This window comes from Natrinema sp. LJW11 (assembly GCF_056135975.1).
The window spans coordinates 295,723-322,698 of the sequence record NZ_JBWBDM010000002.1; the positions used below are offsets into that span (position 1 = coordinate 295,723).

General features: G+C 66.4%; 26 protein-coding genes. 4 read left to right on the top strand and 22 right to left on the bottom strand.

Going from position 1 to position 26,976, the window contains the following annotated elements:
• Positions 1-104: 104 nt before the first annotated feature.
• The 19 genes from AC0QDI_RS06075 to AC0QDI_RS06165 all read right to left on the bottom strand — a co-directional run bounded on the left by AC0QDI_RS06075 (position 105) and on the right by AC0QDI_RS06165 (position 17,224).
• Positions 105-569 carry a hypothetical protein gene (locus AC0QDI_RS06075; RefSeq protein WP_474666253.1) on the bottom strand — a complete coding sequence of 155 codons (465 nt, stop codon included), beginning with the start codon at positions 567-569 and terminating at the stop codon, positions 105-107.
• A 108-nt stretch (positions 570-677) separates the two neighbouring features.
• Positions 678-1,628, bottom strand: a complete 951-nt coding sequence (locus AC0QDI_RS06080) for a hypothetical protein (RefSeq protein WP_474666255.1) — start codon at positions 1,626-1,628, stop codon at positions 678-680.
• Between the two features lie 90 nt (positions 1,629-1,718).
• Positions 1,719-2,624 carry a hypothetical protein gene (locus AC0QDI_RS06085; RefSeq protein ID WP_474666257.1) on the bottom strand — a complete coding sequence of 302 codons (906 nt, stop codon included), beginning with the start codon at positions 2,622-2,624 and terminating at the stop codon, positions 1,719-1,721.
• 45 nt (positions 2,625-2,669) lie between these two features.
• A complete protein-coding gene (locus tag AC0QDI_RS06090) occupies positions 2,670-3,173 on the bottom strand; it encodes a hypothetical protein (protein WP_474666259.1) in 504 nt (167 codons plus the stop codon).
• Positions 3,173-4,225 carry a hypothetical protein gene (locus AC0QDI_RS06095; protein ID WP_474666261.1) on the bottom strand — a complete coding sequence of 351 codons (1,053 nt, stop codon included), beginning with the start codon at positions 4,223-4,225 and terminating at the stop codon, positions 3,173-3,175. Before AC0QDI_RS06095 ends, AC0QDI_RS06090 begins: the two co-directional genes overlap by 1 nt.
• A gap of 111 nt (positions 4,226-4,336) precedes the next feature.
• Positions 4,337-5,626, bottom strand: coding sequence for an outer membrane protein assembly factor BamB family protein (locus tag AC0QDI_RS06100; protein ID WP_474666263.1), 1,290 nt, complete (start codon positions 5,624-5,626; stop codon positions 4,337-4,339).
• 2 nt (positions 5,627-5,628) lie between these two features.
• Positions 5,629-6,000 carry a DUF3209 family protein gene (locus tag AC0QDI_RS06105; RefSeq protein ID WP_474666265.1) on the bottom strand — a complete coding sequence of 124 codons (372 nt, stop codon included), beginning with the start codon at positions 5,998-6,000 and terminating at the stop codon, positions 5,629-5,631.
• Between the two features lie 49 nt (positions 6,001-6,049).
• A complete protein-coding gene (locus AC0QDI_RS06110) occupies positions 6,050-7,282 on the bottom strand; it encodes a CbiX/SirB N-terminal domain-containing protein (RefSeq protein ID WP_474666267.1) in 1,233 nt (410 codons plus the stop codon).
• A 13-nt stretch (positions 7,283-7,295) separates the two neighbouring features.
• Complete coding sequence (locus tag AC0QDI_RS06115; protein WP_474666269.1) at positions 7,296-7,994, bottom strand: cobalamin biosynthesis protein; 699 nt, start codon at positions 7,992-7,994, stop codon at positions 7,296-7,298.
• Positions 7,991-8,257, bottom strand: coding sequence for a ferredoxin (locus tag AC0QDI_RS06120; RefSeq protein ID WP_474666271.1), 267 nt, complete (start codon positions 8,255-8,257; stop codon positions 7,991-7,993). The genes AC0QDI_RS06115 and AC0QDI_RS06120 overlap by 4 nt, the downstream gene beginning before the upstream one ends.
• A gap of 23 nt (positions 8,258-8,280) precedes the next feature.
• Complete coding sequence (gene cobJ, locus AC0QDI_RS06125; protein ID WP_474666273.1) at positions 8,281-9,327, bottom strand: precorrin-3B C(17)-methyltransferase; 1,047 nt, start codon at positions 9,325-9,327, stop codon at positions 8,281-8,283.
• Between the two features lie 18 nt (positions 9,328-9,345).
• On the bottom strand, positions 9,346-10,218 hold the full coding sequence (locus tag AC0QDI_RS06130; RefSeq protein WP_474666275.1) for a precorrin-3B C(17)-methyltransferase: 873 nt from the start codon (positions 10,216-10,218) through the stop codon (positions 9,346-9,348).
• Positions 10,215-11,213: a cobalt-precorrin 5A hydrolase gene (cbiG, locus tag AC0QDI_RS06135; protein ID WP_474666277.1), complete on the bottom strand. Its 999-nt coding sequence runs from the start codon at positions 11,211-11,213 to the stop codon at positions 10,215-10,217. Before cbiG ends, AC0QDI_RS06130 begins: the two co-directional genes overlap by 4 nt.
• A gap of 219 nt (positions 11,214-11,432) precedes the next feature.
• Positions 11,433-12,332: a cobalt-precorrin-4/precorrin-4 C(11)-methyltransferase gene (locus AC0QDI_RS06140; RefSeq protein ID WP_474666279.1), complete on the bottom strand. Its 900-nt coding sequence runs from the start codon at positions 12,330-12,332 to the stop codon at positions 11,433-11,435.
• Positions 12,329-13,147 (bottom strand): cobalt-factor II C(20)-methyltransferase, encoded by an 819-nt coding sequence (locus tag AC0QDI_RS06145; protein WP_474666281.1) that lies wholly within the window; start codon positions 13,145-13,147, stop codon positions 12,329-12,331. The genes AC0QDI_RS06140 and AC0QDI_RS06145 overlap by 4 nt, the downstream gene beginning before the upstream one ends.
• A complete protein-coding gene (cbiT, locus tag AC0QDI_RS06150; protein WP_474666283.1) occupies positions 13,144-13,764 on the bottom strand; it encodes a precorrin-6Y C5,15-methyltransferase (decarboxylating) subunit CbiT in 621 nt (206 codons plus the stop codon). Before cbiT ends, AC0QDI_RS06145 begins: the two co-directional genes overlap by 4 nt.
• A gap of 198 nt (positions 13,765-13,962) precedes the next feature.
• Positions 13,963-14,889, bottom strand: coding sequence for a ferritin family protein (locus AC0QDI_RS06155; RefSeq protein ID WP_474666285.1), 927 nt, complete (start codon positions 14,887-14,889; stop codon positions 13,963-13,965).
• A 149-nt stretch (positions 14,890-15,038) separates the two neighbouring features.
• Positions 15,039-15,821: a 3-oxoacyl-ACP reductase family protein gene (locus AC0QDI_RS06160; protein ID WP_474666287.1), complete on the bottom strand. Its 783-nt coding sequence runs from the start codon at positions 15,819-15,821 to the stop codon at positions 15,039-15,041.
• Between the two features lie 74 nt (positions 15,822-15,895).
• On the bottom strand, positions 15,896-17,224 hold the full coding sequence (locus tag AC0QDI_RS06165) for a cobyrinic acid a,c-diamide synthase (protein WP_474666289.1): 1,329 nt from the start codon (positions 17,222-17,224) through the stop codon (positions 15,896-15,898).
• A 237-nt stretch (positions 17,225-17,461) separates the two neighbouring features.
• Between AC0QDI_RS06165 and AC0QDI_RS06170 the strand changes: the two genes are divergently transcribed.
• From AC0QDI_RS06170 to AC0QDI_RS06180, 3 genes are all read left to right on the top strand, one after another.
• Complete coding sequence (locus tag AC0QDI_RS06170; RefSeq protein ID WP_474666291.1) at positions 17,462-18,019, top strand: DUF1802 family protein; 558 nt, start codon at positions 17,462-17,464, stop codon at positions 18,017-18,019.
• A gap of 60 nt (positions 18,020-18,079) precedes the next feature.
• On the top strand, positions 18,080-18,247 hold the full coding sequence (locus tag AC0QDI_RS06175) for a hypothetical protein (RefSeq protein WP_474666293.1): 168 nt from the start codon (positions 18,080-18,082) through the stop codon (positions 18,245-18,247).
• A 220-nt stretch (positions 18,248-18,467) separates the two neighbouring features.
• Complete coding sequence (locus AC0QDI_RS06180) at positions 18,468-19,070, top strand: hypothetical protein (protein ID WP_474666295.1); 603 nt, start codon at positions 18,468-18,470, stop codon at positions 19,068-19,070.
• 77 nt (positions 19,071-19,147) lie between these two features.
• Here AC0QDI_RS06180 and AC0QDI_RS06185 read toward each other — a convergent pair whose 3' ends face one another.
• From AC0QDI_RS06185 to cobN, 3 genes are read right to left on the bottom strand one after another with little or no spacing between them, the layout of a single operon-like run.
• Positions 19,148-19,957 (bottom strand): cobalt-precorrin-7 (C(5))-methyltransferase, encoded by an 810-nt coding sequence (locus AC0QDI_RS06185; RefSeq protein ID WP_474666297.1) that lies wholly within the window; start codon positions 19,955-19,957, stop codon positions 19,148-19,150.
• Positions 19,954-20,712, bottom strand: a complete 759-nt coding sequence (locus tag AC0QDI_RS06190) for a precorrin-8X methylmutase (RefSeq protein ID WP_474666299.1) — start codon at positions 20,710-20,712, stop codon at positions 19,954-19,956. The genes AC0QDI_RS06185 and AC0QDI_RS06190 overlap by 4 nt, the downstream gene beginning before the upstream one ends.
• Positions 20,705-24,601 carry a cobaltochelatase subunit CobN gene (cobN, locus tag AC0QDI_RS06195; protein ID WP_474666301.1) on the bottom strand — a complete coding sequence of 1,299 codons (3,897 nt, stop codon included), beginning with the start codon at positions 24,599-24,601 and terminating at the stop codon, positions 20,705-20,707. Before cobN ends, AC0QDI_RS06190 begins: the two co-directional genes overlap by 8 nt.
• Before the next feature lie 34 nt (positions 24,602-24,635).
• On the opposite strand from cobN, the gene AC0QDI_RS06200 reads away from it, so the two are divergent.
• Positions 24,636-26,885: a VWA domain-containing protein gene (locus AC0QDI_RS06200; RefSeq protein ID WP_474666303.1), complete on the top strand. Its 2,250-nt coding sequence runs from the start codon at positions 24,636-24,638 to the stop codon at positions 26,883-26,885.
• The last annotated feature ends 91 nt before the right edge of the window (positions 26,886-26,976 follow it).

Consider the following 26,976-nt stretch of genomic DNA (forward strand, 5'->3'; position numbering starts at 1 on the left):
AACCCGACAGTGGTTATCGATGGCGCTCTCGTGCTCGATACGGATGAAAACGTGACCGTAATTGGTTACGCGAGGCGACCGTCCCGATCGACGCTCGGTCGGAACTAGTCGGACTGCGCCACCGCTACCACGACGTTGCGGACGTAGCGCATGCTCGTCGCGATCGACATGATCCCGTTCATCAGCGCCTGCTGGGAGGCACCGTCCGGATAGACCCGATACTCCACCTGGACCGTCTCCGCCTCGCGCAACTGGCAGGAGACGCCGTCCTCATCGAGGAACGTGTAGAACCCCGGTGTCGCCGCCAGCATTGGCCCGACGTACTCGAGCAACTCGCCGCGTCGCTGATCGTCGCGGAGCAGGTTTCGGGCCCGCTCGGTGTCGAACCCGCTCCGGCCGACGATCCGAACCGGGCCGAACTCGGTCTCCTTGACGACGTGGACCGGTAGCTGCGAGAGTTCGACCTGGAAATTGAATTCGGTGTCCTCGTCGGTGTGGGGAGTCACGTTTCGGATCGCCGTGTCGTCCAGCCAGTGGCGGACCTGCGTTTCGCTGATGTGTCTCGTCATACAGGTGGCGTCGACGAGTAGCAGGATAAGGCTTCAGCGGGAAACAGCCACTGCGCGTCTCGTTTCGTCTCGATATCGTTCATCTCGAGGCCGAACGGGAGCGCTCTCTCAGTGCTTGTCCGGCATCGTCGAGTACCGCGTCGTCGTGCGCATATCCGCCCGTTTGGACGGTGGCGGTGCCATCGTCGAGTGGCGGCTGGGGCCGCCCGATGCCGTTCCACGATCCTCGTCGCCGCCGAGACCCGCTCCCAGGAGCCCCTCGTCGTCCTCGTCAGCGTCCGCCTCCTCCGCTACGTCACCGGCTGTCGCTTCGTCGGCGGCGTCGGCGTCCTCGACGTCGCCTGCGGTATCACTATCGGAGCTTCCGGCGCTCGCCGACTCGAGCCGGTCTTTGAGCTGCTGGACGTCGTCGCCGAACTGCTCGAACGAGGATCCCATCGACGATCGGAGACGGTCTCCGAGATCGTCAGCCGACTCGTCCGCATCCGACTCGGCCGCCTCGTCCGCTTCCGCCTCGTCCGCTTCCGCCTCGTCCGCTTCCGCCTCGGCCGCCTCGTCCGCTTCCGCCTCGGCCGCTTCGTCCTCGGTAGCCGTCGACTCGTCGTCCGGCGCGTCCTCGTCGACGTTGCGCTCCGCTTCCGCCGCTTCTTCGGCATCGGATTCGGCCCGTTCACTCATCGTTTCTTGAAGATCACCGACAGCCCCTTCAAAGCTATCGTCGTCGGCCCGGTCGGCGAGGTTCGCGAGGTGGAGCAATCGCTGGAGGTCCTCGAGGTTCTCCTGCTCGCCGCGAGCGATAGCGTCCGGGATCGAATCCGGTTCGGATCCGTCTTCGAGCGTGTCCAGGCCGACCGCCGCGAGCAGTTCGTCCGGGTCGGCCGACTCGAGGAGGTCGCTCGCCTCCCGAGCGGTCTCGAGCAGATCCCGCTCGGCCGACTCGCTCTCATCGCTCGAGTCGCCCTCGCTATCCGAGTCACTGCTGGAAACGATCGATCCGCTGAACGCGTCGGCCTCGTCCAGTACCTCGTGCACTCGATCGTGGAGTTGTGAGTCGCTCATTTGTGGCTTTCAGATATCGCCGCCGTGTAGCGCGCGGTCGTCGGGTCGGGAGCCACGGAGCGCAGTCGATCGTCTCGTCCCCGGCAGTCGTCACTCGGCTTCCGCTTCCGTTTCCGACTCCTCGTCCGAGTCGGAGTCGGACTCCTCGTCCGTCACCGTCTCGATGATCTCGTCGGTCATCTCCTCTCGGCTGAGGTTCGCCTTCACGCCGACGTCCTTTGCGACCGACTGCAGATCGCTGTAGGACATCACGCCGAGGAAGTCCTCGAGCGTGTCCTTCCGGAGGTCCTCGAGGTCCTCCACGGACGGCTCATCCTCGTCCGCGTCGGCCGATTCGGCTTCGTCGGCCGATTCTTCGCTTTCGTCGCCCGTCTCTTCGCCGTCCTCGCTTCCTCCGCTAACCGTCTCTTTGGCGTTGCTGGCAGCTCCTTCGACCGATTCTTTGGCCGTCTCGGCGGCCTCTTTGACTGACTCCGTCGTGCTCGTTTTGTCGCTTTCAGTGTCGTCGTCCTCCGCTGTGTCCGTTTCGTCCGCCCGCTCCTCGTCCTCGGGTTCCGCCTGTTCCTCGCTCTCGGATTCGTCCTCGTCGGCGTCGTCGCTCTCGTCGCTTCCGACGCCGTCGAGGAGTCCCTCGAGGCTGCTGCCGTCGGTCACGCCCTTGGCCATCGACTCGAGCGAGTCGCGGCCCTCCACGTTCGCGACCGACTCGCGGAGGGCGTCCTTGATCGCCGCCGAGAGATCCGTTCGGATCTCGTCGAGTTCCTTTCCTTCGTCGACGCCCGCGGCGATCGTCTCGTGGACCTCCCGACCGATTGCCGCGCCGACTTCGCGCCCGAACCGTTCGCCGAACTCGCGACCGACCGAAGCGCCGACCTCGCCGCCGTCGATGTTGTCCTCGAGACTTCCGTCGCCGAGCATATCGGCGACGTCGATCTGGTTGCTGACCTCGTCGGCGACCATACTCTTCAGTCCTGACTCGTTACTCACGGCGACCACCTCGAGTCGGTTCGTGGAGCCGAGTGCGTTCCCTGAATCACGGTCTTATTCCTCGGTTTCAGCCGTCTGCTCCGATTCGTCGTCCGCCGCGTCCGATTCGTCGTCGCCTTGAGACTCGCTCTCGTCGGCGTCGTCCTCGGCGCTCTCGTCGCCACCCTCGGCGTCGGTCTCTTCCGCATCCTCCTCGTCCGCGCCGTCTTCGTCGTCGGACTCGTCGCCGTCTTCGGCGCTTTCGTCCGCAGACTCGTCTGCTTCATCGTCTTCTTCGCCGTCTTCGGCGCTTTCTTCGTCGGACTCCTCGTCCGTCTCATCCTCCTCCTCGCCGGAACTGAGGAGTTCGTCGACGACCATGTTCCCGATCGTCCGCCCGAGGGATTCGCCGATCGCCCGCCCGACGATCGCGCCGAGCTGTCCGCCCAACGCCTCACCGAGCGGTTTGTCCCCGTCGATCTCGTCTTCCCACTGCGTTCCGTCGACCAGTTCGTCGACGTCGATGTTGTCGGTGATCTTCTCGGTATCGACCCGCTGTGTGAGTGAGTCGTCGCTCATTATGCTGCCTCCGCCTGTGACGGCTCCGCCTGTTCACCGCTCTCTTCGTCCCGATCCGGCTCGAGTTGCTCGAGTAGCTGTTCGAGCACCGCGCTAACGATCGCCGAGACGATCTCCTCGGTGGGGACGCTCGGAGCGAGTCCGGCTAGCTTCTCTCTCACCCAGCTCGCCGCCCCCATAACCCCGTCCTTCAGACGCTGTACCGCCGACGAAAGCGGACCGGGGGACTCGTCTTCGCTTTCGGACGCCGCTTCCTCCTCGGCGTCCGACTCGCTCGCCTCCTCGTCCCCGCCGAAGAGCCCCGTGAGCTTTTCGACGGGCTTGTTCAGCAGGTTCTTGACGAACTCGATCGGCTTGCTCAGCAGCGACTTCGCCTTGTCGATCATCGCGCCGGGGCCGTCCAGCAGTCCCGTCACCGCCGACAGCAGATTCCCCAGCAGATTGTTCCCGCCCGGTCGCGCCGAGACATCCAGCGTCACCGGATCCAGGTTGACCTCGAGTCCGAGCAGATCGAGGAACAGCCCGTCGAGGTCGAGGTGGAGGACGCCCGACGCGTCGTCGCCCTGGTAGACCTCGTCGGCACCCTCGACGTGGTACTCGTCTTCCTCCGTCTCGCCCTCGTCTTCACCCGCATCCTGGCCGTCGCTCTCGGCTGCTACTTCCGGCTCTTCTGCCGACTCGTCTTCGGTCTCCGCTTCGTCTTCGGATTCCGCTTCGTCCTCGGCTTCTTCCGTAGCATCCCCGTCATCGCCCGACTCTTCCTCTGTTTCCGCTTCGTCTCCCGACTCGGACGATGCGCCTTCGTCTCCCTCCTCGGATTCCGATTCGGCGTCCTGAGACTCGTCGCTCTCGGCCGCCTCGTCGGCGTTAGCCTCGCTCGAGTCGTCGTCTTGGTCGGCGTCGGATTCTTCCATCTCCGCCTGCCCGCCGTCGGGTAGTACCCGGCGTGGTCCTCCCGGTAACTCGGCTTCGTCGTGACGGCTCGAGGCCTGTTCGGCTCCGTCGAGATCCGAACGTTCCTCGGCGCCGTCGGATGCGAGATCCTCGGTCATTATACGGGAACATAGACGAGAGAGAGCGTTGTGGGGGTTGGCCTTGCGTATGCGACTCCCTGGACGTGTTGGGGCAGAAAATCCTGCTGACGACCGAGCCGATCGGCCGCGTTACTCGAGCGAGCCGACGCGAAGCGCGTACTCGCCCCGCGTTTCGCCCTCGTCGTGGTACTCGACGGGTTCCTCGATGGCGGCAATCGTGCCACCACCGACGGCGGCCGCCGTCGCGATCCCGTCGAAGCGCTCAAGCCCGTCTGCGCCGGACTCGAGGTCGAACCAGCGAACGGCGTGCGTCTCCGGATCGCGGACGCGGAAGTTCTGTGCACAGGGGGCGACGAGCCGCCCACCGGTGGCGGCCAGCCCGTGGACGAAGCCGCGCACCTCGTCGTCCCAGACGAGGGCCCCGTCGGCGTCGAACGCGGCGATGCGGTGTTCGTTCGGGTGTCGGCTCTCGGTCTCGCGGCTCTCGACCGCGTACGTGTTGCCGGTCACGAACGCCACCCGCCCGTCGTTCGCGTACGCGTGATTCGGATACGCGTACAGCGTCTCGCCCTCGATCTCGGTCTCGACGGCGAGATCGACGTGCCAGCGCTCGGCTCCGCCGGGTCCGAGCAGGTAGCCGCGCTTGTCGCCGTGACTCGAGACCGCGATCGAGTCCCCGTCGAAAGAAACGTCGCCGACGCGGCGGTCGCCGTCCGTTCCGGGGTCCCACGTCCACTCGAGGTCGCCCGATTCGGCCGCGAGGACCACCAGCCCGGTGTCGTGTTCGCCCATACAGCGGTTGTACCCGATCGCGAGCCGTTCGCCCGCCGCATCGAGATCGAGCGCGATCGGCGAGGCGTCGGTCTCGTCCGTCCAGCGCACCGAGCCGTCGGCGTCGAACGCGTAGACGGTACTGTGCCATCGTCGGGTCTCGCCGTCGCGCTCGTAGCGTCGCGCGGCGGCGTACAATCGCTCGTTGCCGTCGGCGTCGGTTCCGGTCTCGAGCGCGACGACGTACGGCAGGTAGAAAACGGTCTCCTTGACGGCCTCGCCGACATCGTCAGCGGTGTCGTACCGCCAGCGCCGGTCGCCCGTTTCGGCGTCGTAGGCCGCAATCGTTCCCGATTCGCCGCGGCCGGCGACGACGATCGCGTCCGCACGATCAGCGGCACCGGCCTCGAGCGACGCGATTCCGACCGCGTGATCCGGATGATCGACGGACCACCGGGCCTCGAGCGAGTCGACGTCGCGGGCGGTGACGGTTCCGTCCCACGTCCCCGTGACGACGAGACCGCCGTCCTCCGCGACGTGGACCGCGGATCGGGTCCACATGTGGCGGCTGCGGGCCGTCTCGATCTCGCCGAGCGGGACCCGACGGAACTCCACCGCGCGTTCGGCTTCAGGTGCAGTTTCGCTCATCGTCACTCCTCGACCGGGAACGTCTCGTGGAGCGTGTCGTGGGCGTCGCCCAGCCCGTCTACGATGCTCTCACCCTGCGCGCGCAGCCGCTGGATCGCCCGCTCGGCATCGCGGACCGCCAGCAGCCGGCCCCGCGTGTAGTCGAACTCCGGATCGTCGCTGTCCATCGATGCGACCTCCTCCTCTAAGTCGACCAGCGCAGCGTCGAGGTGGCGTTCGATCTCCGCGAGGCTGTCGGCCTCCGCGAGGCCCTGGATGGGCCCCTCGAGGTGGCCCTCGAGTTCTTTCTCCGCGTGCTCGCGGGCGCTGTCGTCCCCGACGCCGAGGACGGTCATCAGTCCGAGTCGTAGCGCTTCGATTTCGTAGCAGCTCATGGGTGTGTATAGTGAATTTCGGGTATCGAATTCTGGTTTCGTCTCGGTGCTACAGCGTCTGATCGACGAGGTCGCTGACGATGCGGTCCCGATCGAGGTGGTCGGCCACGATCCGTTCGGCGTCGTCGTCCTCGACGTCGCCGTACCAGATCCCGTCCGGATACACCGCGACCATCGGCCCGTCGCCGCAGCGTCCGAGACACGAGGAGCGGGTGATGCGGGCGTCGCAGTGCGCCGAGTCCCGCACTTCCTGGCGCAGGCGCTCGAGGACCGCCGGCGATCCCATCTTCGCACAGGTCTGGTTCGTACAGACCGCGACGTGCTTTTCGGGCGCGTCGTGGCTGTGCGGTTCGTCGTCGATATCGTCGCGGTCGGCGTGGGCCTCCTGATGGGCCAGCGCGCGCAGCATGGCGCGGGCCCCGCCGACGTCCTCCTCGTAGCCCTCGAGGTCGACCTTGTACTTGCACGTGTCACAGGACATCTCGACGCTGTCGGTGCGGGCCTCCTCCCAGCGGTCGGCGAAGACGTCCAGCAGCCGGGAGTCGGTGCCGAGCGGGTCGCCGGCCAGGGCGTCGACATAGGGGTAGTCCTCGTCGAACTCGGCGGTCCAGTCTCGCACCCGCTGGGTGAGGACGCCGTCGCCGAGCATGTACGGCAGGACGACGACCGCGTCGGGCCGGTGCTTCGAGAGCCCGTGGAGGCTCTCTTCGAGCGTCGGCTCCGTGACCCCGATGAAGGAGGCCTCGACGCGGTCGAACTCGCGGCCCTCGTAGAGGAGCCGGGCCAGCTTGTGCACGTCGCCGTTCGCGTCCGGATCGCTCGAGCCGCGACCGCAGACGACGACCGCGACGTCGTCCTCCTCGCGGTCGACGCCCAGTTGGCGTTCGACGGCCGCGGCGCGGTCGTCGAGCAAGTCCAGAATCGCCGGATGGACCCCGAGATGCGCGCCGTTGGTGATCTCGAGGTCGTGTTCGGCCCGGGCCTGCTCGATCGCCAGCGGCACGTCGTTCTTGACGTGGCTCGCGGCAAAGAGCGAGCAGTGGACGACCGTCACCTGCGACGTGACGGGCGCGAGTTGCGCGAAGGCCTCGTCGATCGCCGGCTCCGCGAGCTCGAGGAAGGCGGCGTCGACCGGGATCCCCAGCCGGGACTCGAGGGCGGCGGCCAGTTCGCGGACCTGTTCGTTCGACTTCTCTCGCCGGGAGCCGTGGCCGATCAGGAGGACGGCCTCGTCGTCGAAGCCGGCTGCGGTCGCGGGCGTGGTCTGGTCGGGAGTGCTCATCGATTATGGTGTACTACGTCTCGTCGCCGTCGTACGCCGACGCCTGCTCGAGGCTCTTCTCGAGTTTGCGGCGGCGACTCGGCGCGAACAGGCCGGTTTCCTCGCAGTTCTCGTAGAGCCACGCCCCGAAGTCGGGCGCGGCGTCGTCGTCGACGCCGAACCAGTAGCCGCCCGAGGAGGTTTCCGAGAGGTCGCCCATCGGCGCGGTAACCGGACACTCCGCGATCAGCTCGCGCGCGAACTCGAGCAGGTCTTCGTCGTCGTGGACGAACGAGATGCCGACGGTGCCGCTCGAGGACTTGAAGCAGATCGTGCCACAGCCCTCGAGCAGCCCGCGGAGCAGTTCCCGATCGTAGCTCGAGAACGCGCCAAAGCGGTAGTTCCCGCGACCGTCGACTGGGAGGCCGAGCGCGCCGCTGCGGCCTAGAAGGCCCGACTCGTCGCCGCCGATCGAGAGCGTGTACTCGTCTTCGGTGCGCGTGATCGAGGTGTCGTGAGCGTAGTCGCGGGTGGTCGTGTCGTGCTCGAGGTCGCCGCCCGCGATCGCGGCGAGCACCTGTGCGGACGCCTCGTCGTTGGTGACGACCTCGATACCGTCGTCGGAGACATCGCCGCTGCCCGCGACGTGACCCCAGAAGTACGCCGTCGCGGCGTGGCCCGCGAGCGGATCGGACGGAATTCCGATCTCGGTCGCGGCTTCCGCGTCGCTCATTCGCCCACCTCCTCGACGATGATCGCGTCCGTCGGACAGGCCGCGGCCGCCTGCCGGGCCTCGTCGATGCGGTCGTCGTCGAACGTCGCGACGACGCGCTCGGCGTTGTCGGTGACCTCGCCCTCGCAGTCGTAGACCGGATCCGCGCCGGGATCGATCGTCGCGAGGCCGTCCTCGCCCTCGACGAATCGCGGGTCGCGGGTCAGGCAGGCGAAGATGCCGTCGCAGGCGTCCTTCTCGATGGTAACTTCGTATCGTGGCATTGTGGATGTGTTCCGAATCGCGCTCAGTAGTCGTACTTCGTCTCGTAGCCCCGAGGCGTGACCATCCGGTCGTCCCAGACGTAGGTGTCCTCGTTGCCGACGACGATCGTCGTCGTCATGTCGATGATCTCGCTCTCGCCGAGGTCTTCGAGTTCGCCGAGTTCGGTGATCATCACCTGCTCGTCGTCGCGGCCGGCGCCGTGGACGATACCGACGGGCGTGTCCGCGTCGCGGTGGGCCAGCAGGATCTCACAGGCCTTCTCGAAGTTCTCCCGGCGCTTGCGGCTCCAGGGGTTGTAGATCGTGATCGTGAAGCTCTCCTTGGCCGCGGAGTGGAGTCGCGACTCGATCTCCGGCATCGGGACGAGGTGGTCCGACAGCGAAATCGAGACGGTGTCGTTGACCAGCGGTGCGCCGAGTCGGGCCGCACAGGACTGGGCCGCCGGGACGCCCGGCACGGCCTCGAAGTCGACCATCGACGCCGTCGCGCCCTTGGACTCGAGGATCTCGAGTGCGAGCCCGCCCAGCGCGTAGACGTTGGGGTCGCCGCTGCCGACGATGGCGACGTCGTGGCCCGCGAGCGCGCGGTCGATGGCCTCCTCAGTTCGCGACACTTCGCCGCACATGGGCGTGTCGTACAGCTCGTCGGCTTCTTCGGTGATCTCGTCCGGAATGAGATCGATGTAGGTCGTGTAGCCGACGATGTGGTCGGCCTCGAGCAGCGCGGTCTTCGCGCGGTCGGTCATCCCCTCCGGATGGCCGGGACCGAGACCGACGGCGCTCAGCTGGCCGGGGTCGGCGTCGAAGTCATCGACCGTCGAGCCGACCTCCTGCTCGTTCGAGCCGTCATCGTCCGAACTCGCACCGCAACTCGAGGACGAAGACGAGGAACTGGAACTCGAGGAGGCCCCGCACTTCGAACCGCTCGAGTCGTCCGTACTGCTCGAAGCGCCACATTTCGAACTCGAGCTATCGGTACTGGCCTCGCTGGTGTTAGTCTCCGTGCTCGAGGCAGCCCCGCATTTGGAAGTCGATTCGTCGTCGGCGTCCGCGTTGGTGTCCGTACTCATGGGTGTGTGGTAGCGGTTTCAGAAGTCGTCGACGTCACGCCCGCCGCGCGGGGTGACGAGGTACGTTCGGTCGTCGTTGCGCCAGGTCTCGGTCTCGTGGTTGCCGATGATCAGCGAGGTGCCCATCCCGGAAACCTTGTCGTCGTGGTCGGCGGCCTCGCCGAGGGTCGTAATGTACTGGCTCTCGCCGTTGCGGCCGGCGTCTTCCCGGCCGGCGTCGTTGACGATGGCCACGTAGGCGTCGTCGGTCCGCTCCTCGCGGACGATCTCGACCGCTTTCTCGTAATTTCGCCAGCAGTTGTAGAGGACGATCACGAAGTCGGAGATCGCCGCCGCGCGTAGCTTCTCCTCGATCTCGTCCCAGCCGCGCCACTTGTCCGACAGCGAGATCGTACAGAAGTCGTTGCACAGCGGCGCGCCGACGTTGGCCGACCCGCCGAGCGCGGCGGTGATGCCGGGGACGATTTCGATCGGAATATCGGTCGCGTCGTCCTCCTCGGCCATCTTGAAGATGAGGTCGGACTTGCCGTAGACCGACGGATCGCCACCCGAGACGTGGGCCACGTCCTTTCCCTCCCGGACGTGGTCGAACGCCGCGCGGGCGAGTTCGATCTGCCGGCCCATCGTCGAGCGGACGATCTCCTGCTCGAAGCCGTCCGCTCGAGTCGCGATGCCGTCATCGTCCGTCTCCGCTTCCGGCAGCAGCGTGCCGTCGTCACGGAGGAACTCCTGATAGAGACTCGAGGCGATGACGACCTCGGAGGACTCGATGACCTCCTTGGCCCGCTTGGTCATGTGATCGGGCAGGCCGGGGCCGATGCCGACGACGTAGAGGGTGCCGTGGTCGTCCGGAGTGCCGCCCTCTGTGCTGGCCGAATCCTCGGTACTCATCGGCCGATCGCCACCGTAACCTCGTTTTCGTAGCCGATTTTCTCGAGGACCAGTTCCTGCTCGCGGCCGCCCGCGATGGCGCTCGCCTCGGAGACGCCGGGCCAGCCGATCAGCTCCTTCGACTTCGAGGGCGTCGGCCCTTCGTGCTCGAGCAGCGTCTCCTTGTCGAAGGCGACCACGCCGAGATCCAGTTCCTGGGCGGCCTCGAGCAGCCCCTCCTCGTCATCCTTTCGGGTCGCGGTGCCGACGAACTCCACGTCGTCGAAGTCGTAGTCGGTCTGCTCGAGTGCTTCCTCCCACGCGGCGAGGAACGCGTCCTTGCTGGCCCCCGAAACGCTACCGGTTCCGAGGACGACGCCGTCGTCTTTGTTCCGCTTGAGCACCGTCACGTCGTCACCGACGAGGACGGCCTTCGGGCCCTCGAGTCGCTCGACTGGCCCCAAATTGTCGTCCAGCACGGCGAGGTTGGTCTTGACCGTCGAGTCGCCGTTGACGACGTGGGTGTCCATCGCCTTCGCGCGGGACTCGACGCCCTGCTTGCCCGCGGCCTCGGAGGCCGTGGTCATCGCCGGGACGGCGCCCATCGTCGCGAGATCCTGTGCGACCTGGTTCGCGCCGTGGTGACCGCCCGTGATCGGGATGGCCCAGGTGAGTTCCTCGTCGACGACGCAGATCGCGGGGTCCTCCCACTTGTCGTCGAGCAGGTGGGCCGTCTTCCGCATCGCGATTCCCGAGGCCATCAGGCCGATGAAGCAGTCGTACTCGCCCCAGTGCTCCTCGAAGACGTCGCCGTGGTACTCGATGATGTCGATCGCCTCGTAGCGATCGCCGATCTCGGCTTTGATCTCCTCGGCGGTGTCCATCTTCCGGCCGAAGGAGATGATCGCGATCTCCTCTGCGACCTCGCCGTCCGAATCCGCCGTCGAACAGTGGCCGCCGCCGGAATCCGATCCCGAATCGTCCGTCGTATCCGCGTTCTCAGTTCCTGAACTCATGTTGAAACCTCCATCGTAGCGAAAGCGTCCCGTCCACGTCCGATCGACCCGTCCAGACCACCGCGGGGGTGGGACTGAAAGGGGCCAGCCCTGTCGGCGACGGCGGGCGAAGCAAGAACCGCAGGGAACGACCAGCGGGAGTGATCGAGGATCACAGCGAGCCCCCCGAGTCGACAGGGCTGGGGGCTTTCACCGTGTTTGCGGTCACTGTACTGCAGTTCAGTCATCGCTCGCCTCCGTCTCGCCGGACTCCCCCGACGATCCTCGATTGGCCCAGTCGCCGTAGAGGAACGAGCGCTCGTAGCCCGCCCCCGTGACCGCGTCGCCGATGACGACCAGCGCCGATGCTCGGTATCCGGCTTCCTCCACTTTATCGGCGATGTCGCCGATCGAGCCGATGATCACGTCCTCGTCCGGCCAGGAGGCGTGGTAGATCACCGCGACCGGCGTCTCGGGGTCGTGCTCGTCCGCGAGCAGCCGATCCATCGTATCCCGGACCGCGTGGGTCCCGAGATAGATGCAGGTCGTCACGTCGCCCATCTCCACGAAGTCGGAGATGTGGTCCTCCTCGGGCGTCAGCGTCTTCCCCTGCGGTCGGGTGAACGCGACGTGGTTCGAGACCTCGTTGAGGGTCAGTTGGGTCCGCAGCGTCGCGCTAGCCGCGAAGGCCGACGTGACGCCCGGCACGAAGTGGGTTGGAACGCCCTCGTGTTCCAGCGCGTCCATCTGCTCGAGCGCCGCGCCGTAGATGGCGGGATCGCCGCTGTGGAGCCGCACGACGTTGTCGCCGTCCTCGTAGGCGTCCCGCATGAGGGGAATCAGTTCCTCGAGGTCCTTGCCCACCGAATTGACCAACTCGGCGTGAGCGCAGTACTCGTCCAACAGTTCGCTGTTGACCAGCGAGCCAGCGTGGACGACGAGGTCGGCCTCCTCGAGCAGTTCCTTCCCGGCGACGGTCAGCAAGCGCGGGTTGCCGGGACCGGCACCGACGAAGGGAATCCCCTCCTGTTCGTCGCCGGCGCTGTGGTCGAAGATCCGGTCGTCGAGTTCCTCGCGGCGACGCTCGCCTTGGGAGTCGATCGCGTCCTGCGGGTCGTTCGGCGTATCTTCGTCAGTCATCGGTGTCCTCCGCGGTGCCCGCCGCAGTCGCCGCCCTCGCAGCCTTCAGCGTGCTCGAGTTCGACTACTTCTCCGCCGTCCGTTACCGGCTCACCGTCTGCAGTCGTCTCGTCCGACCCGGCCTCGTCGTCGGTCTGAAAGGCGGCCGTCGCCTGCTCGACCTCGAGACCTTCCTTCTCGGCGTAGGCGAGCGTATAGTAATCGCGCTCGTCGATTTCCGCGGGGTCGTCTGTGACGACGGTCTCGCCCTGTTCCATGAACAGCCGTCGGCCGTAGGTGACGTCGTAACCGGCCTCGAGGAGCCCCTCGTGGGTCCCCGGTGCGTCGGTGACTTTGAACAGGATCATCCGATCGGGACCGGTCGGGCTCGCCCCGCCGGCAGCTTCCCGCAAGGAGAGCCCCGCACCGGCCTCGATCTCGACCCCCATCGCGGTCGCGAAGGCCGTCACCGCGCTCACGCCGGGGACGATCTCGAGTTCGACGTCCGGATGGAAGGCGTCGATCGTCCGGCGCAGGTGACCGAACGTCGAGTAGACGTTCGGATCGCCCAGCGTCACGAAGGCGACGTCGCCGTCGCGGGCGTTCGGAGCGATCTCCGCCGCGGCCGCCTTCCACGCCGTCCGCAGCTTCTCCTCGTCTTTCGTCATCGGGAAATCGAGGTCCCCGATCTTCGACTCGTCGACGTGTTTCAGCGCGACGGTTCTGGACAGGCGGCCCGGCGAGTAGACCACGTCCGCGTTCTCGAGGACCTCCTTCCCGCGAACCGTGACGAGGTCGGCCTCGCCGGGACCGAGTCCGACGCCGTACAGCGTCATTGGGGGTTCCCTCCGCTCCCGTCAGCTGCGACTTTCTCGCCGCCGTCCTCGTCGTCTCCGTCCGCATTAGGCGTCGCGCTCCCGACCAGCATGTACACCGGGTTATCCGAGTTGAAACTCGTCGCGCCGGCGAGCTCGTAGCCGTGGCTCACCTGAAACTGGACGACCTCCTCGAGCAGGCCGCGCTCGCGGAAGGCTTCGGTCGCCTTGCCGGCGACCTCGAGCCGCGAGACGTTCATCACGACGCGGTCGATCTCGGTCTCGACGGCGTGGTCGAGCACCGCTTCGAAGTTGCGGCTCCCGCCGAGAAAGAGCGCATCGGCGTCCTCGGGCAGTCCCTCGGGCGCTTCCGCGTTGCGGAGTTCGACATCGGCCCGTACCGACTCCTCGTTGGCCGCGAGGTTCTGCTCCGTCGTCTCGAGGCGCTCGGGTTTCCGCTCGAGGGCGGTCACCCGCCCGGCTCGCTGTGCGGCTTCGATGGTGACGGCCCCCGTACAGGAGCCGACCTCCGCGAAGTGGTCGTCCGACTCGAGCGCGAGCTTCGAGCGGACGACGGCGCGGACCTCCGACTTGGTCGGTCCGGCCTTCGCGTCGTGTGGAAGCGCGATGGGTGGCATCATCCGTTCGAACAGAGCCCGCCCCTAAAACAATTTTGTTTGGAATAGACCAATCTTGATTGCGCATTTGAGGTTGTAGTAGTGCAACCGCTATTTCTCGCAGGGAGCGAAAGGCCGCACCGACGGCTGCTGTCGGCACAGTCGCTAGGAGTGCCGAACGAAAACTGAAGCTCAATCAGTCCGAAGTCGGTCGCTGGATCAGTCAGCAGCACGCTGATCGCGGACGACTCGTTTTACGTCGCTGTACTCGTCGAATCGATCGGCCCCGATGTAGTCGATCGTGTCCTGTAGGTACTGCATCGTCTGTTTACCGATCTTCCGCTGGTCGTACCCCTCGAACGGCATTTCCATCTGGGTGTCGGTCAACAGGCGATTCTCGACGTATTCCTCGATGCGCGGTTCGTAGACGTCTCGAACGATGTCGGGTTCGGCCTCGGCCAGTCCGCTCATCACCCAGCGGCCGTTTTCGATGTGGCGGGTCTCGTCCTGACGAACGTTGCCGATGGCGTTCTGGAACGACTCGAGGACGACGTCTCGCCCCATCTCCTCGGCTTTCAGTTCGATCATCTGATCGAACGAGAGGTAGCCGCCGCGGGCGAGTTGGGCCTCGATGATTCCCATGTAGTTCAGGTACGCTTCGCCGAGTGCGTACACCAGTTCCCGCTGGTCGCCGCCGTTGACCGCCGCGAGCAACTCGTCGGCGGTGTCGTACAGATTATCCGTGCTGTACCCCTGTTCCTGATACCCGCCTTCGCGGTACGGTTCGGTGTCTTGCGTTTCGAACACCTCCTCGAAGTACCGACTGAAGAGGTCGGTGTGCTTGGCTTCCTCGTAGACCTGCTGGGCCAGGTACATCTCCTCTTGGACCGTGTCGAACGGCATCTCCTCGTTGTCGAGCGCGTCGAGCGCCATCATGTACGGCGCGAGCGTCCGTGTCACGTCCTCTTCGCCGTCGTAGAACCCCGAACACGTCGCGAGGAACCGGTGTTGCTCCGCTTCGGTAAACCGCTCCCAGTCTTCCCTGTCCGCCGAGAAATCGTAGTCGTCCGGGTCCCACGTTCCCTCTTGCTTCCCCTTCCGATAGAGTTCGAACGACTTCTCATGGGTACTGTAGTCGATCGGCATGCGTCACACGATCACACCCCACATTATGAATGGTGGTGAATGAAACGGGTTGCTAGTTCATGAGGATTTATCCACTGGTCTCTCCGGGCGTTCGCTCCGACGTGAAAATCACCGCTCGAGAGTCAATACTACCTCAGCTCGCGCCGTCGCTACCACTCCATCCCGCCGTTGATCCCGATAACTTGGCCGGTCATGTACTCCGCGTAATCGCTCGTCAGGAACCGAATCATCCCGACGATGTCTTCGGTGGTGGCGAACCGATTCAGCGGGATGTCCTCGCAGATCTTCTCCTGGACCCGCTCCGGAACCTTCTCGAGCATATCGGTCTTCGTAAAGCCGGGGGCGACGCAGTTGGCCGTCGAGCCGTGGCTGGCCAGTTCCAGTGCCAGCGTCCGGGTAAAGGCGAAGAGTCCGCCTTTCGAGGTCGCGTAATTCGCCTGCCCGTAGTTGCCCTGCTGGCCGACGACGCTCGAGATGTTGATCAGTCGGCCGTGCTCGGAGGTCTTGATGTCCTCGTAGAACGCTTTCGTGCAGTTGAACGTCCCGTTGAGGTTGACGTCGATCACCGTCTGCCAGTCCTCGTAGGTCATGTCCTCGAACTTCCGATCGATCGTGATCCCCGCGTTGTTGACCAGCACGTCGATCTCGCCGAGTTCCTCGCGAATCGTCTCGGCCATCCGCTCGACCTGAGCCGGTTCGGAGATGTCCGCTTGGACGGGGACGGCCGTCTCGCCGTTGGCTTCGATCGTCTCCGTGACCTCGAGGGCGCGGTCTTCGGTCGATCGATAGTTCACCGCGACGTCGGCGCCACAGCGGGCGAGTTCGAACGCGATGTCGCGCCCGATCCCGCGCGAGGATCCCGTGACGAGACAGGTGCGGTCGGTCAGCGGTCTGCGCTCCAGTGGCTCGAGTCGGTGGACGGTTTCGGACATGCGAGTCACGGTACGTTGCCGTTCGTGTTAACTATTTGACTGCGTATCAGTAGCCGTGAATATCGTCGCGTGGTTCACTCCGTTCGGGCCGGATCGACGCGCTCGAGGAATCGATCGAACGCCCCGCTCTCCGCGTGGACGTGGACGTACGTGCCGAGCGAGTCGTACTCCGTCAGCCCGTCGTGGTCGCCGTCGATGCCGTCGCCCCGGACCGTTTCGAAGGCAAAGCGGGCGTCGCCGTCGACGTCGGCGCTCGAGTAGTGGAACTCGTGGCCCCGGATCGTCTCGCCGGCGCTCGCCGTCAGCGTCCCCTCGGCGGCCTCGAGTTCGACGTGATCGAGCGCCTGATAGCGGTCGTGCATGGTGACGTCTGCAGGGAGAATGCCGGCCATCTCGTTCCGTTCGCCGTCGACCGTCGTCAGCGACTGGCTCATGGCCATCAGTCCGCCACACTCGCCGAGCACCGGCAATCCGTCGGCCGCGAGGTCGCCGAGCTCCGAGAGGGTGCCGGCCGACTCGAGTGCCGCGGCGTGGAGTTCGGGGTAACCGCCGGGCAGGTAGACCGTATCGGCATCCGGGACGCGGTCGCCCGCGACCGGCGAGAACGCGACTACCTCGGCACGCTCCCGAAACCGCTCGACGGTCGCGGGATACCGGAAACAGAACGCGGCGTCGCTGGCGACGGCGATCGTCGCGTCGACCGACTCCGCACTCGCGGCGCTCGGCGGCGACGACTCGGGAGTCGGCGGTTCGCTCGCGACGGCCGCCAGTCGTTCGGCCGCCAGCGACTCGGCGGCCTCGCGCAACGCCGCGTTCGGCAGCGCCGCCTCCTCGCCCATCTCGAGGCCGAGGTGCCGGTCCGGAATCTCGAGGTCGGCGTTCGGCGGGATTCGACCGAAGAACTCGAGGTCGTCGGGTAGGGCGTCCCGGATCCCCTGCTCGTGGCGACCGCCGTGGGCCCGCTGGGCGATGACGCCGGCGACCTCGATATCGCGGCCGATAGTGTCGGCGTACTCGCGGAACCCGAGGGCGGTCGCCGCGACGCTCTCCATGCCCGCCTTCGCGTCGACCACGAGGACGACGGGAACCTCGAGCGCTTCGGCGACCATCGCGGTACTCGAGCCGTCCCCGTCGTAGAGCCCCATCACGCCTTCGACGATGCAGATGTCGCCCTCGCCGCGGCGGTAATTCCGGCGGAGGCCGTCCTCGCCGCAGAGCCAGCTATCGAGCGTGCGGGAGGGACGCCCTGCGATCGCCTCGTGGTGGCTCGGATCGATGAAATCCGGCCCCGCCTTGGCGGGCTGGACCGCGTAGCCGGCGTCCTCGAGCGCCCGAATGATCGACAGCGTCGCGACCGTCTTTCCGACGCCGGAGCTGACGCCGCCGAGCACGAACCCCTTCATCGCTGCCGCTCCGGGACGCGCTCGATCGTCTCAGCGATCCGTTCGTCCGCAGTCACCGTAGCGTCCACAAACATCATTGTAATTGAGTGAGGACAATTAGACTTGAATGCGTCGGTGGCACCGAGAGTACGGCGGCATCGTTCACGCACTCGAATCGTCCGAGACGGGCGGACGAGAGGACTGTTCGGACGAAGAGTCGAAACGCAGTTGGGAGTGGTTCGCATTGGACGGGAACGAATGAGTCCGATCGAATCGACGACCGCGGTTCCCGCACTCAAAGAGCGCGCCGGCGTGGTCACCGCCCTCGCCGACGGCTCCCAGACGGTGCTCGTTCGACATCCCACCCTCGACCCCGGACCGATCGCCGACCGGTTCGCGCTCTATCCGGCCTACACGCATCAGGAACCGAGTCGCTACCAGTCCGGATACGAAGCGTACTACCATCGAGCGAGCGCCAAACCGGACGACGGCGTTCCGATCCGCGCCGTCGCCGAGGTCCGCGAGGAGTACACCGTCTCGAGCGACGACCTCGCTACCCTCGCTCGCCACTACGTCTACACGCCCGAGGGACTCCGCGACAAGTACAATCCGGACGACGACCTGCGAGTGCTGTTGCTCCGCGTTTCCGAACTCGAGTCGCCGCGACTCATCGAGGAACGCGGGAGCTACCGGGGCTGTCGGGCCTGGATCGAACTGTCCGACGAGGCGGCTGTGGACCTCGAGTCGTCCGCGCCCGTCCTGGACGACGCGACCTTCGCCGAACGGCGGGCAGCGGTTCGAGACGCCCTCGAGTGATCGATTCACCCCACCGACGAACTTAACCGCTCGAGTCGGTTACGACCGTCCCCTCGAACCATGAGTGAAGCAAACGGAACCGACACCGAACGGCACCTTCGCGAGGCGCTCCGACACCTGGGTCAGGCACGGGACGACGATACTCTCAGGAAGACCAACGCCGTCGCGCTCGAGGAAGTGTCGAACACCGTGTCATCGGTGTTGCGAGAATACGAAGGAGACGAGTAGCGATCGGACGATTTTTCGGCGGGCAATCGTCCGTGACGGAGAGCAGGCTGGATCTCGTTCGACGGCCTTAGGAGACCGTCCGTAGCGCGCCGTCCTGGGTTTTATGAGCGACTGTCGAATAGTATCGTCCGACCGAATGACAAATGAAAAACCAATATGGTTGACTGGACCTGGCACACGGGAACCGTTTCTACGGCTCGTAAGCCGATGGCTCGTCCTCTTGGGGACACCGATCCTCCTCGCAATCGTGCTGTGGTTCCATCCGACAGCGGGTGACGAACCGTTTACGACCCTCGCACCGATCGCGGACACGTGGTTCATCGTTCATGCCATGTTGCTTCCACTGTTCGGTTTGCTCGGCGCCGCCCTGTACCTGCTACTGACCGGCTATCAGGGACTCATCGCGGCGGTCGGGCGAATCGGGGTCGCAATCTATCTCGTCTGTTACCTCGCGTTCGAAGCGATTGCCGGCATCGCGACGGCCGTCCTGCTCCGCGAGTCAAACGGTCTCTCTACCGAGCAACAGGAGGGCGTTGCAACGGTCGTCGAGGTGATTTTTACGGATCCGATCGACGGCGTCGCCGGCATCCTGGCACTTCTCGGAACCGTCGGCAACCTCGTCGCAGTTCTCGCGATCGCCGTCCTCCTGCGTCGATCGGGAGCGCCCGCGATCCCGCTCGTCTTCCTCTTCGGTTCGCCAATCAGTATCATCGCCCACGGAAGCACTCCCACGGACGCGGTTGGCATGGTACTGTTCGGTCTCGGTATCGCCTGGCTCGAGTTCGGGTGGGCGGTCCCGGAAGAACGGCGCTCCACCGCGTGACCGATTCGGTCGACCGGCAGTCGATGGATGACAGTCGCCGAAGCCCGCGACGAATTCCGGTACCGAAACCGATGCTGCTACGCCGAGGACGTCGGCGCGACTGACCGTCGAACCACGAGTACGACCAGATCCGAGAACGGCGTCTCGTCCTTCCCGGTCCCGCCGGCGCGTTCGGCCAGCTCGGCCAGCGTGAACCGGTGGACCTGCTCCTCGTCGTGAGTCAGCTTCTCGAGCACCAGCGCCTCGAGGTCGGGTTCAGCGCCCGCCTCGAGCAGAAATTTCGCGATATCTCCCGGCATCCGGTCGTACGGTCGCGGGAGCACGAGCAGGTGCCGCTCATCGACCGTCGCTGCGGCCGCGATCCGGTCCATGTCCGCCTCGAGGTCGCCGCTCTTGTGGAGCGTGACGAACTCGGTGTCCTCCATCGGCGTCCGGGCGCGGCTGGCGGCCAGCTGGATCGAGGAAATACCGGGGATCACGCGGACCGGGATCCCCGGATCCTCTCGTTCGACGGCGTCCTGGACCTTCCCGACGAACTGGTAGCCCGAGTGGTTCGGGTCGCCCATCGCGACGGCGGTCCCGGACTCGCCGGCGGCGACGCGCTCGCCGAACTCCTTGAGCGCCGCGGCTTCATCCTTGTACCCGCAGGTCAACAGGTCGGCGTCGGTCAGCTCCTCGACGAACTCGACGACGGTCGTGAAGCCGACGACGACGTCGGCCTCGCGGATCGCCCGCTCGCCCCGGGGAGTGAGATACTCCTGATTGCCCGGCCCGACGCCGACGGCGTAGACCGGGTCGTCCGTCTCCTCGTCGATGTCCGGCTCCGGCTCTGCCGCGGCGAACGTCGCCGGGTCCGGCCCGCTCTCGAGGTCGTACTCGTCGCTCATTCGTCCTCGGTCGCGTCGCGATTCCGGGCCGCTCGAGTCTCGGCCTCGAGTTCTAACTCGAGGTCGTCGGTCCGAACGTCTTTCGCGACGTGAATCAGTTCGTTCGTCAGCGCGGCGGCGAGTCCGCTGCCACCGCGACGGCCGACGTTCGTGATCGCCGGAACGTCGTACTTCTCGCTGACCTCGCGGATGCGCTGCCGGCTCTCTTCGGCCTTGACGAAGCCGACGGGGGTCGCGACGATTGCCGCCGGGCGAGTGCCGTCCTCGATGCAGTCCGCCAGCGCGAAGGCGGCCGTCGGCGCGTTGCCGATCGTCGCGATCGCGCCGTCGTAGACGCCCTGCTTGTCGAGTTCGAGCACCGAGGCCGCGGTTCGGGTCATTCCCGTTTCCTCCGCCAGTTCCGCGCCGTTCCCGATCGCTTTCCGCTTCTCGCAGTTGTGGCCGCGACCGGTGATGCCGGCCTTCGACATCGTGATGTCCGTGACGATGGTCGCCTCGTCGAGCACGGCTCGAGCGCCGGCCCGAACCGGCGCGTCTTCGTCGTCGCCGAGCGCGTCGCTGCCGGTGAACTCGATCAGGTGCTGAAACTCGATGTCGCCCATCGAGTGCACCGACTTCTGTCGGATTCGGTCGGCCAGCGTCTCGTCCGGCACGAACTGCCGGACGATGTCCATGCTCGTCTCCGCGATATCCATCGCGTTCTGCGTCGTTGCACCCAGATCGGCGTACTCGTTCTCGAATTCTCGTTCAGTCATCGTTGACTACCTCCGCACCGACGGCCTCGTTGGTCGTCCGCGCCTCGAGGTCGCCCTCGACCTCGAGGTTCAGGTCTCGAAGCCGATCGACCGTCTCGTCGTCGGCGTCCCAGAGGTCGCGATCGATCGCCTCGAGCAGCGTGTCCGTGATGGACTCGAGCGCCCACGGGTTCACGTCGCGCATCCAGTCCTGGCGATCCTCGTCGAAGGCGAACTTCTCGGCGACTTCCTCCCAGAGCGTATCCGAGACGACGCCGGTCGTCGCGTCCCATCCCAGCGTCACGTCGACCGTCGTCGAGAGGTCGCCCGCGCCCTTGTAGCCGTGTTCTTCCATGGACTCGAGCCAGTCGGGGTTCAGCACGCGCGAGCGCATGGCCTTGCGGACCTTCTCCTCGTTGGTGTAGACGTCGACGTTGTCCGGATCCGAGGAGTCGCCGACGTAGGAGGCCGGTTCCTCGCCGGAGATCTCGCTCACGGCGGAAATGAAGCCGCCGTGGAAGGCGTACCAGTCCGAGGAGTCGAACTCGTCTTGCTCCATCGTGTCCTCGATCTTGACCGTCGCGTCGACGCTCGAGAGGCGGCGCTCGAAGGACGCGTGGGCATCGGAGACGCGCCCTCTCGAGCCCATCGCGTAGCCGCCCCACTGGACGTAGACCTCGGCGAGGTCCGAGCGGTCGTCCCAGTTGCCTTCGTCGACGGCCTTGTTCGTCCCGGCACCGTAGCCGCCGGGTCGGGTCGTGAACACGCGGTGTTTCGCGGCCTTGCGGGCGTCGGATTCGTCGAGGCCCTCTTCCGCCTCGAGTTCCGCCTGCTCCTCCTCGACGTGCTTTTTCACGTAGTTCATCTCGTGTGGTTCGTCGAGGTCGACGACCGCATCGACGGCGTCGTGGATGACGCCCGCAGCCGCCGGGAAGGCGTCGCGGAAGAGTCCCGAGACGCGGGTCGTCACGTCGACGCGGGGTCGGTCCAGTTCCTCGAGCGGGATCGGCTCGACGTCGTCGATCCGACCCGCGTCGGTCCACTGGGGCTCGACGCCCATCATCGCGAGCACTTGCGCGATCGTCTCGCCCCGAGTCCTGACGGTCGGTGTCCCCCAGGCGACGACGCCGATCTCTTCGGGGTACTCGTCGTTTTCGTCGTGGTGGCGCTCGAGCACGCCCTCCGCGACCTCGCTCCCGACCTGCCAGGCCGCCTTCGCGGGAACCTTGCGGGGGTCGAGCGTGTAGAAGTTCCGCGCGGTGGGCAGCAGGTCGACGCCGCCGCGGGTCGGCGCGCCCGATCCGCCGGGGGGAACGTACTCGCCCGAGAGGGCGTCCGCGGTTCTGGGAATCTCGTCTTCGGCTCCCTGAACTCGCGGCTGGGCTTCCTCGCAGATGTACGCCAGCGCCTTCCGCAGATCGTTGTGGGCTCCCGACTTCGCGCGCCCGTCGCCGATCGTCTCGAGGTCGACGATCAGGAGGTTGACGTTGACTTCGTCGTCGGGGCCGGCCTCGCGCTCCGAGACCGGGATGTCGAAGTCGTGTTCCGCGAGCGTTTCGATCAGGTCGATACTGGTCTCGTAGACGACGTCCGCGGCCTCGGCGTAGGTCATCCCGAGGTCCTCGGCATACTCGCCCGGTGAGTCGAGCATCGTTTGATAATCGACGCCCAGCGCGCCAGCCACGCTCTCGCGCAGGCTCGGCGCGCCGGGGTTCTCGAGGCGAGTGAGGGCGACCAGATACTCGGTCAGGCGCTCGTCCTTCGGCGGCTCGGACATCGTGTGCAGACCCAGCCGGATCTGGGTCGTTTTCACGTCCGTGAGGTACTCGTGGATCCGTTCGACCAGCTCGTCGATGTCGACCTCGTCGCCCGCCACGTCGCCTTCGGCGAGCGTCGAGCCGGCCTCGTCGGGCCCGCGGACGTCGGCCTTCTCGTCGATCGTGCCCGTGATACCCAACTCGACGGCGAGATCGAGCTCCTCGACTTTCTCGCGCATGAGGTCCGCGAGGTGCTCGCCGTCGTCGGCGCGGGCGTCTTCCATCCCGGCTTCCCGGTATTGATTCGCCAGTTCCTCGAGTTCGGATAGCTCGTCGTAGGTGCCCGCGTTCCGCATCACGGGCGTGAGGTAGTCGACGATCGCGGCGTAGGATCGGCGCTTAGCCTGCGTCCCCTCACCGGGGTTGTTGACGATGTACGGGTAGACGTTCGGGATATCGTCGATCAACTGGTCGGGCGCGCTCTCGCCGTTGAGCCCGACGGTCTTCCCGGGGAGCCACTCGAGGCTGCCGTGCGTGCCCAGATGGACCACCGCGTCGGTCTCGAAGCTGTTGCGCAGCCAGCCGTAGAAGGCGTAGTAATCGTGCGGGGGCTGCAGGTTCGAGTCGTGGTAGACCTTCGAGGGGTCCATCCCGAACCCGCGCGGGGGCTGGACGGTGACGAGCACGTTCCCGAACTCGACGCCCGGAATCGCGAACGGGCGGTCGGGGACCTCGCCCCACTCCTCGATGATATTCTCCTGAAAGCGCTCGTCAGCGTCGGCGAACCACTGCTCGTAGGTGTCCGGCGAAACGACGTCGACCGAGAGGTCACGGACGTCCTCGGGCGCGACCCACCGGTCCTCGAGCGTGAGCTGTGCGGTCAGTTTCTCCACGAGCGACTGCCCGCTGTCGGGCATCTCGTCGCCCAAATCGTAGCCGCGGGCCTCGAGTTCCTCGAGCAGATTCACGGTCGACTCCGGACTATCGAGGCCGAACGCGGTCCCGATCCCGTCGTCGCTCGGCGGGTAGTTGTGGAGGACGACCGCGACCTGTTTGTCCTCGTTGGGCGTGTGTCGCAACTCGGCCCAGTTAACCGCCAATCGGGTCGCGTGGTCGATCCGGTCCTCGATCGGGAAGTGGTGTTTCGGCGCGGAGCCGATGCCGGCCTCGTCGTCGGTGCGTTCCTTGCCGGAGATGGGATGGGTGATGACGTTGCCGTCGAACTCCGGCAGCGCCACGGAGAGGGCGAGTTCGAAGCCCATCACGCCCGTGTCGCTGGATTCGTACCGCGATCGGGAGCGCATCGTGGTGACCGTCTGCAGAACGGGCACGCCGAGCCGATCGAGGAAGACGTCTTCCGCACTGCTGCCTTCGTCGCTGGCACTGCGGCCGCGTTCGTCCATCGAGAGAGAGAACATGAACGAGGAGAGCACGGCGTCGACGATCGAATTCCCGTCGTCATCGAGCAGCCAGTTGTCGGTCACCCATTCGGCGTCTTCCTGTTCCTCCGTATCGGTCGCCGGGTTACAGAAAATCGGCAGGGCGTTCGCCCCCTGCTCCTCGAGCGCCCGGACCTGCGCGTCCACGTACCGGGTGTTCTCGTGGGTCCAGTGGGACTCGTAGAACCAGACCGCGACCGTCGGCTTCTCGGGGTCGTGGGTCTCGAGCAGTTCCTCGTACTCGATTCCCGGATGATCGGGGTGGTAGACGCCCTCGGTGGGGAGTTCCGTCGGCTCGTCGTATTCGACATCCCGGCCCTCGTACTCGGCGGCGAGGAACCGACACAGGTTCGCGGTGTTGACCGTCCCGCCCTTCTCGAGGTAATCGTAGACGCGGTCTCGGTGGGCCGTCGAAACCGTCGTATCTTCGAACGCGAAGGCGTCGCCCGTCGCCTTGACGATCAGCGGGACGCCCGCCTCCTCGAGGGCCCCCGTCGCGTAGTCGTAGCCCGGCATGCTGTCCTCGGCACCGTGCAGCCAGAAGACGGCCGCCGCGGCGTCGCGCAATTCCTCGACGAACTCCTCGACGTCGGCCTCCTCGGCGAGGTCGCTCTCCGAGCGGACGACCAGCTCGACCCCCTCGAGGCGCCGTGCGGCCCGGCCGATCGAGCCGAGTTCGTTCTCCGTCGCAGTGTAGATCCCGATCCGTGTCATCGTTCTTTTAAACCCTGATTGTATTAGCGCAAGTATGGTTGCAAACGCCGGGGGCAAAAAGCTGTCGTCACTCCCCTTTCCGGCGATCGTCGGACAGGACGATCTGAAACGCGTGTTGCTGACCGTCGCGGCGAACGACGGCCTCGACGGGGCCCTGATCGTCGGCGAGAAAGGAACCGCGAAGACGACCGCCGTTCGGGCACTCGTGGAACTCCTCCCCGAGCAGCGAGCCGTCGCCGACTGTCCGTACGGCTGTTCGCCCGACGATCCCGATCTGCAGTGTGCGGACTGCCGCGAACGCGACGCCGACGACCTGCCGGCCGAGACGCGACCGGTCCCGCTCGTCACGCTTCCGCTGGGCGCGACTCGAGACCGAGTCGTCGGCACCCTCTCCGTCGAAGACGCGCTGGCGGGCGAGGCCGACTTCGACCCCGGGTTGCTGGCTCGCGCGAACCGCGGCATCCTCTACGTCGACGAGGTCAACCTGCTGGACGACCACCTCGTCGACGTGATCCTCGACTCGGCAGCGAGCGGCGTCAACACCGTCGAGCGAGACGGCATCAGCGTCTCTCACCCCGCGAATTTTACCCTGGTCGGGACGATGAACCCCGAGGAGGGCGACCTCCGGCCCCAACTGCGGGATCGCTTCGCCCTGCAGGCCACCGTCGAGGGCTGTCGCGAGATCGACGACCGCGTCGAAATCATCGACCGCGCGCTCGAGGCCGACGGCGGCGCTGGCGGCGCTCGCGATCCGCAAACGGAGTACGCAAACGAAGTCGAGACGCTGCGCGACGAGCTCGCCGCGGCCCGCGACCGCCTCTCGAGCGTCGATCTCCCGCCCGATTTCAAAGCGGAGATCGCCGAACTCTGCCTCGAGGCCGGCGTCGACGGCCACCGCGGCGACGTGGCGACGGCACGAACCGCCATGACGCTGGCCGCGCTCGAGGGCCGAGAGACCGTCATCGAGCCCGATATCCACGAGGCCGCGACGTACGCGCTCCCCCACCGCCTCCGGAGCACCCCCTTCGAGGACGAACCGGATCTCGACGACCTGCTCGAGGACCGGTTCGACGAGGAGTCGTCGGACGGGGGAAACGGAGACGGCGAAAGCGACGCGGACGACGGTGACAGCGAGGGCGGTGAGGATGGCACGGACGAGGAAGCCGAGTCGGACCCCCGCGACGGGGACGAACCCGGAGATGGCGACGTGGACGACGGCGGCGCGGACGGTGACGGCTCGAGCGACGAGGAGGGTTCCGGAGGCGACGAGTCCGAAACCGGTGACGACTCGAATTCCGAACGCCGATCCGACGACGGCGAGCGACCGGCGTCGGCGAACCAGTCGCCCGCCGAAACCGGCGACGGCGAGTCGGACGACGACTCGAGCGAGGGGGATTCGGAATCTGACGAGTCACCGGAGGACGGCGGAGACGACGGGGACGACGAAACCGCCCAACCGCTGGTCCCCGGCCAGCAGCGGGCCGGCGTCGGCGAGGCGCGGGCACCGGACCTCGAGACGCCGACGGCCGAGCAAAACGGGAGTGCGACGGCGACGGGTTCGCGGGCGAGTACGGCACCGAGTACTGACAACCGAGGCGCTCGAGTCCGTACCGAACCCGCCTCGGGAGAGGGATCGATCGACGCCGCGGCGTCCGTCCGATCGGCTGCCTCTCGGGGCGAGTCCCGCGTTGCGGAGCGGGATCTCCGGCGATCGGTCAGGACTGGCGAGACGTCGGTGACGATCGTCTTCGCCGTCGACGCCAGCGCCTCGATGCGGCCGGCGATGCGAACGGCGAAAGGCGTCGTCCTCGAACTCCTGCGCGACAGCTACGAACACCGCGATCGGGTGTCGTTCGTCGCCTTCGCCGGCGACGACGCCGACGTCCTGCTCCCACCGACCGACAGCGTCTCGCTGGCCGCTCGCCACCTGAAGGACCTCCCCTCGGGCGACCGGACGCCGCTGCCGGCAGGTCTCGAGACCTCGCGACGAGTCCTCGAGCGCGCCGACACCGAGGCCTCCGTCGTCGTCCTCGTCACCGACGGCCGAGCGAACGTCGCCGACGGGAGTCCGACCGAGGCGACGCGAACCGCGGCTCGAGCGCTCGCGACGGGCGACACTCGAGTGATCGTCGTCGACGCCGGCGACGACTCCCGCGCGGGCCTCTCGGAACTCGTCGCGAGCGAAACCGGGGGCGAACTGGTCGCCCTCGAATCGCTGTCAGTCGAGACCGTCAGAACGGCCGCCGAACGCGCGGCCGACGAGACGGCGAACCGCGGGAACTGAGTGTCGACGGCGACTCGAGCGAGGCTCAGTCGGCTCGTTATAGTGAGTTGGTGCAACCAGTCATTGTAAGAGCGAGCGAGGCTCAGTCGGC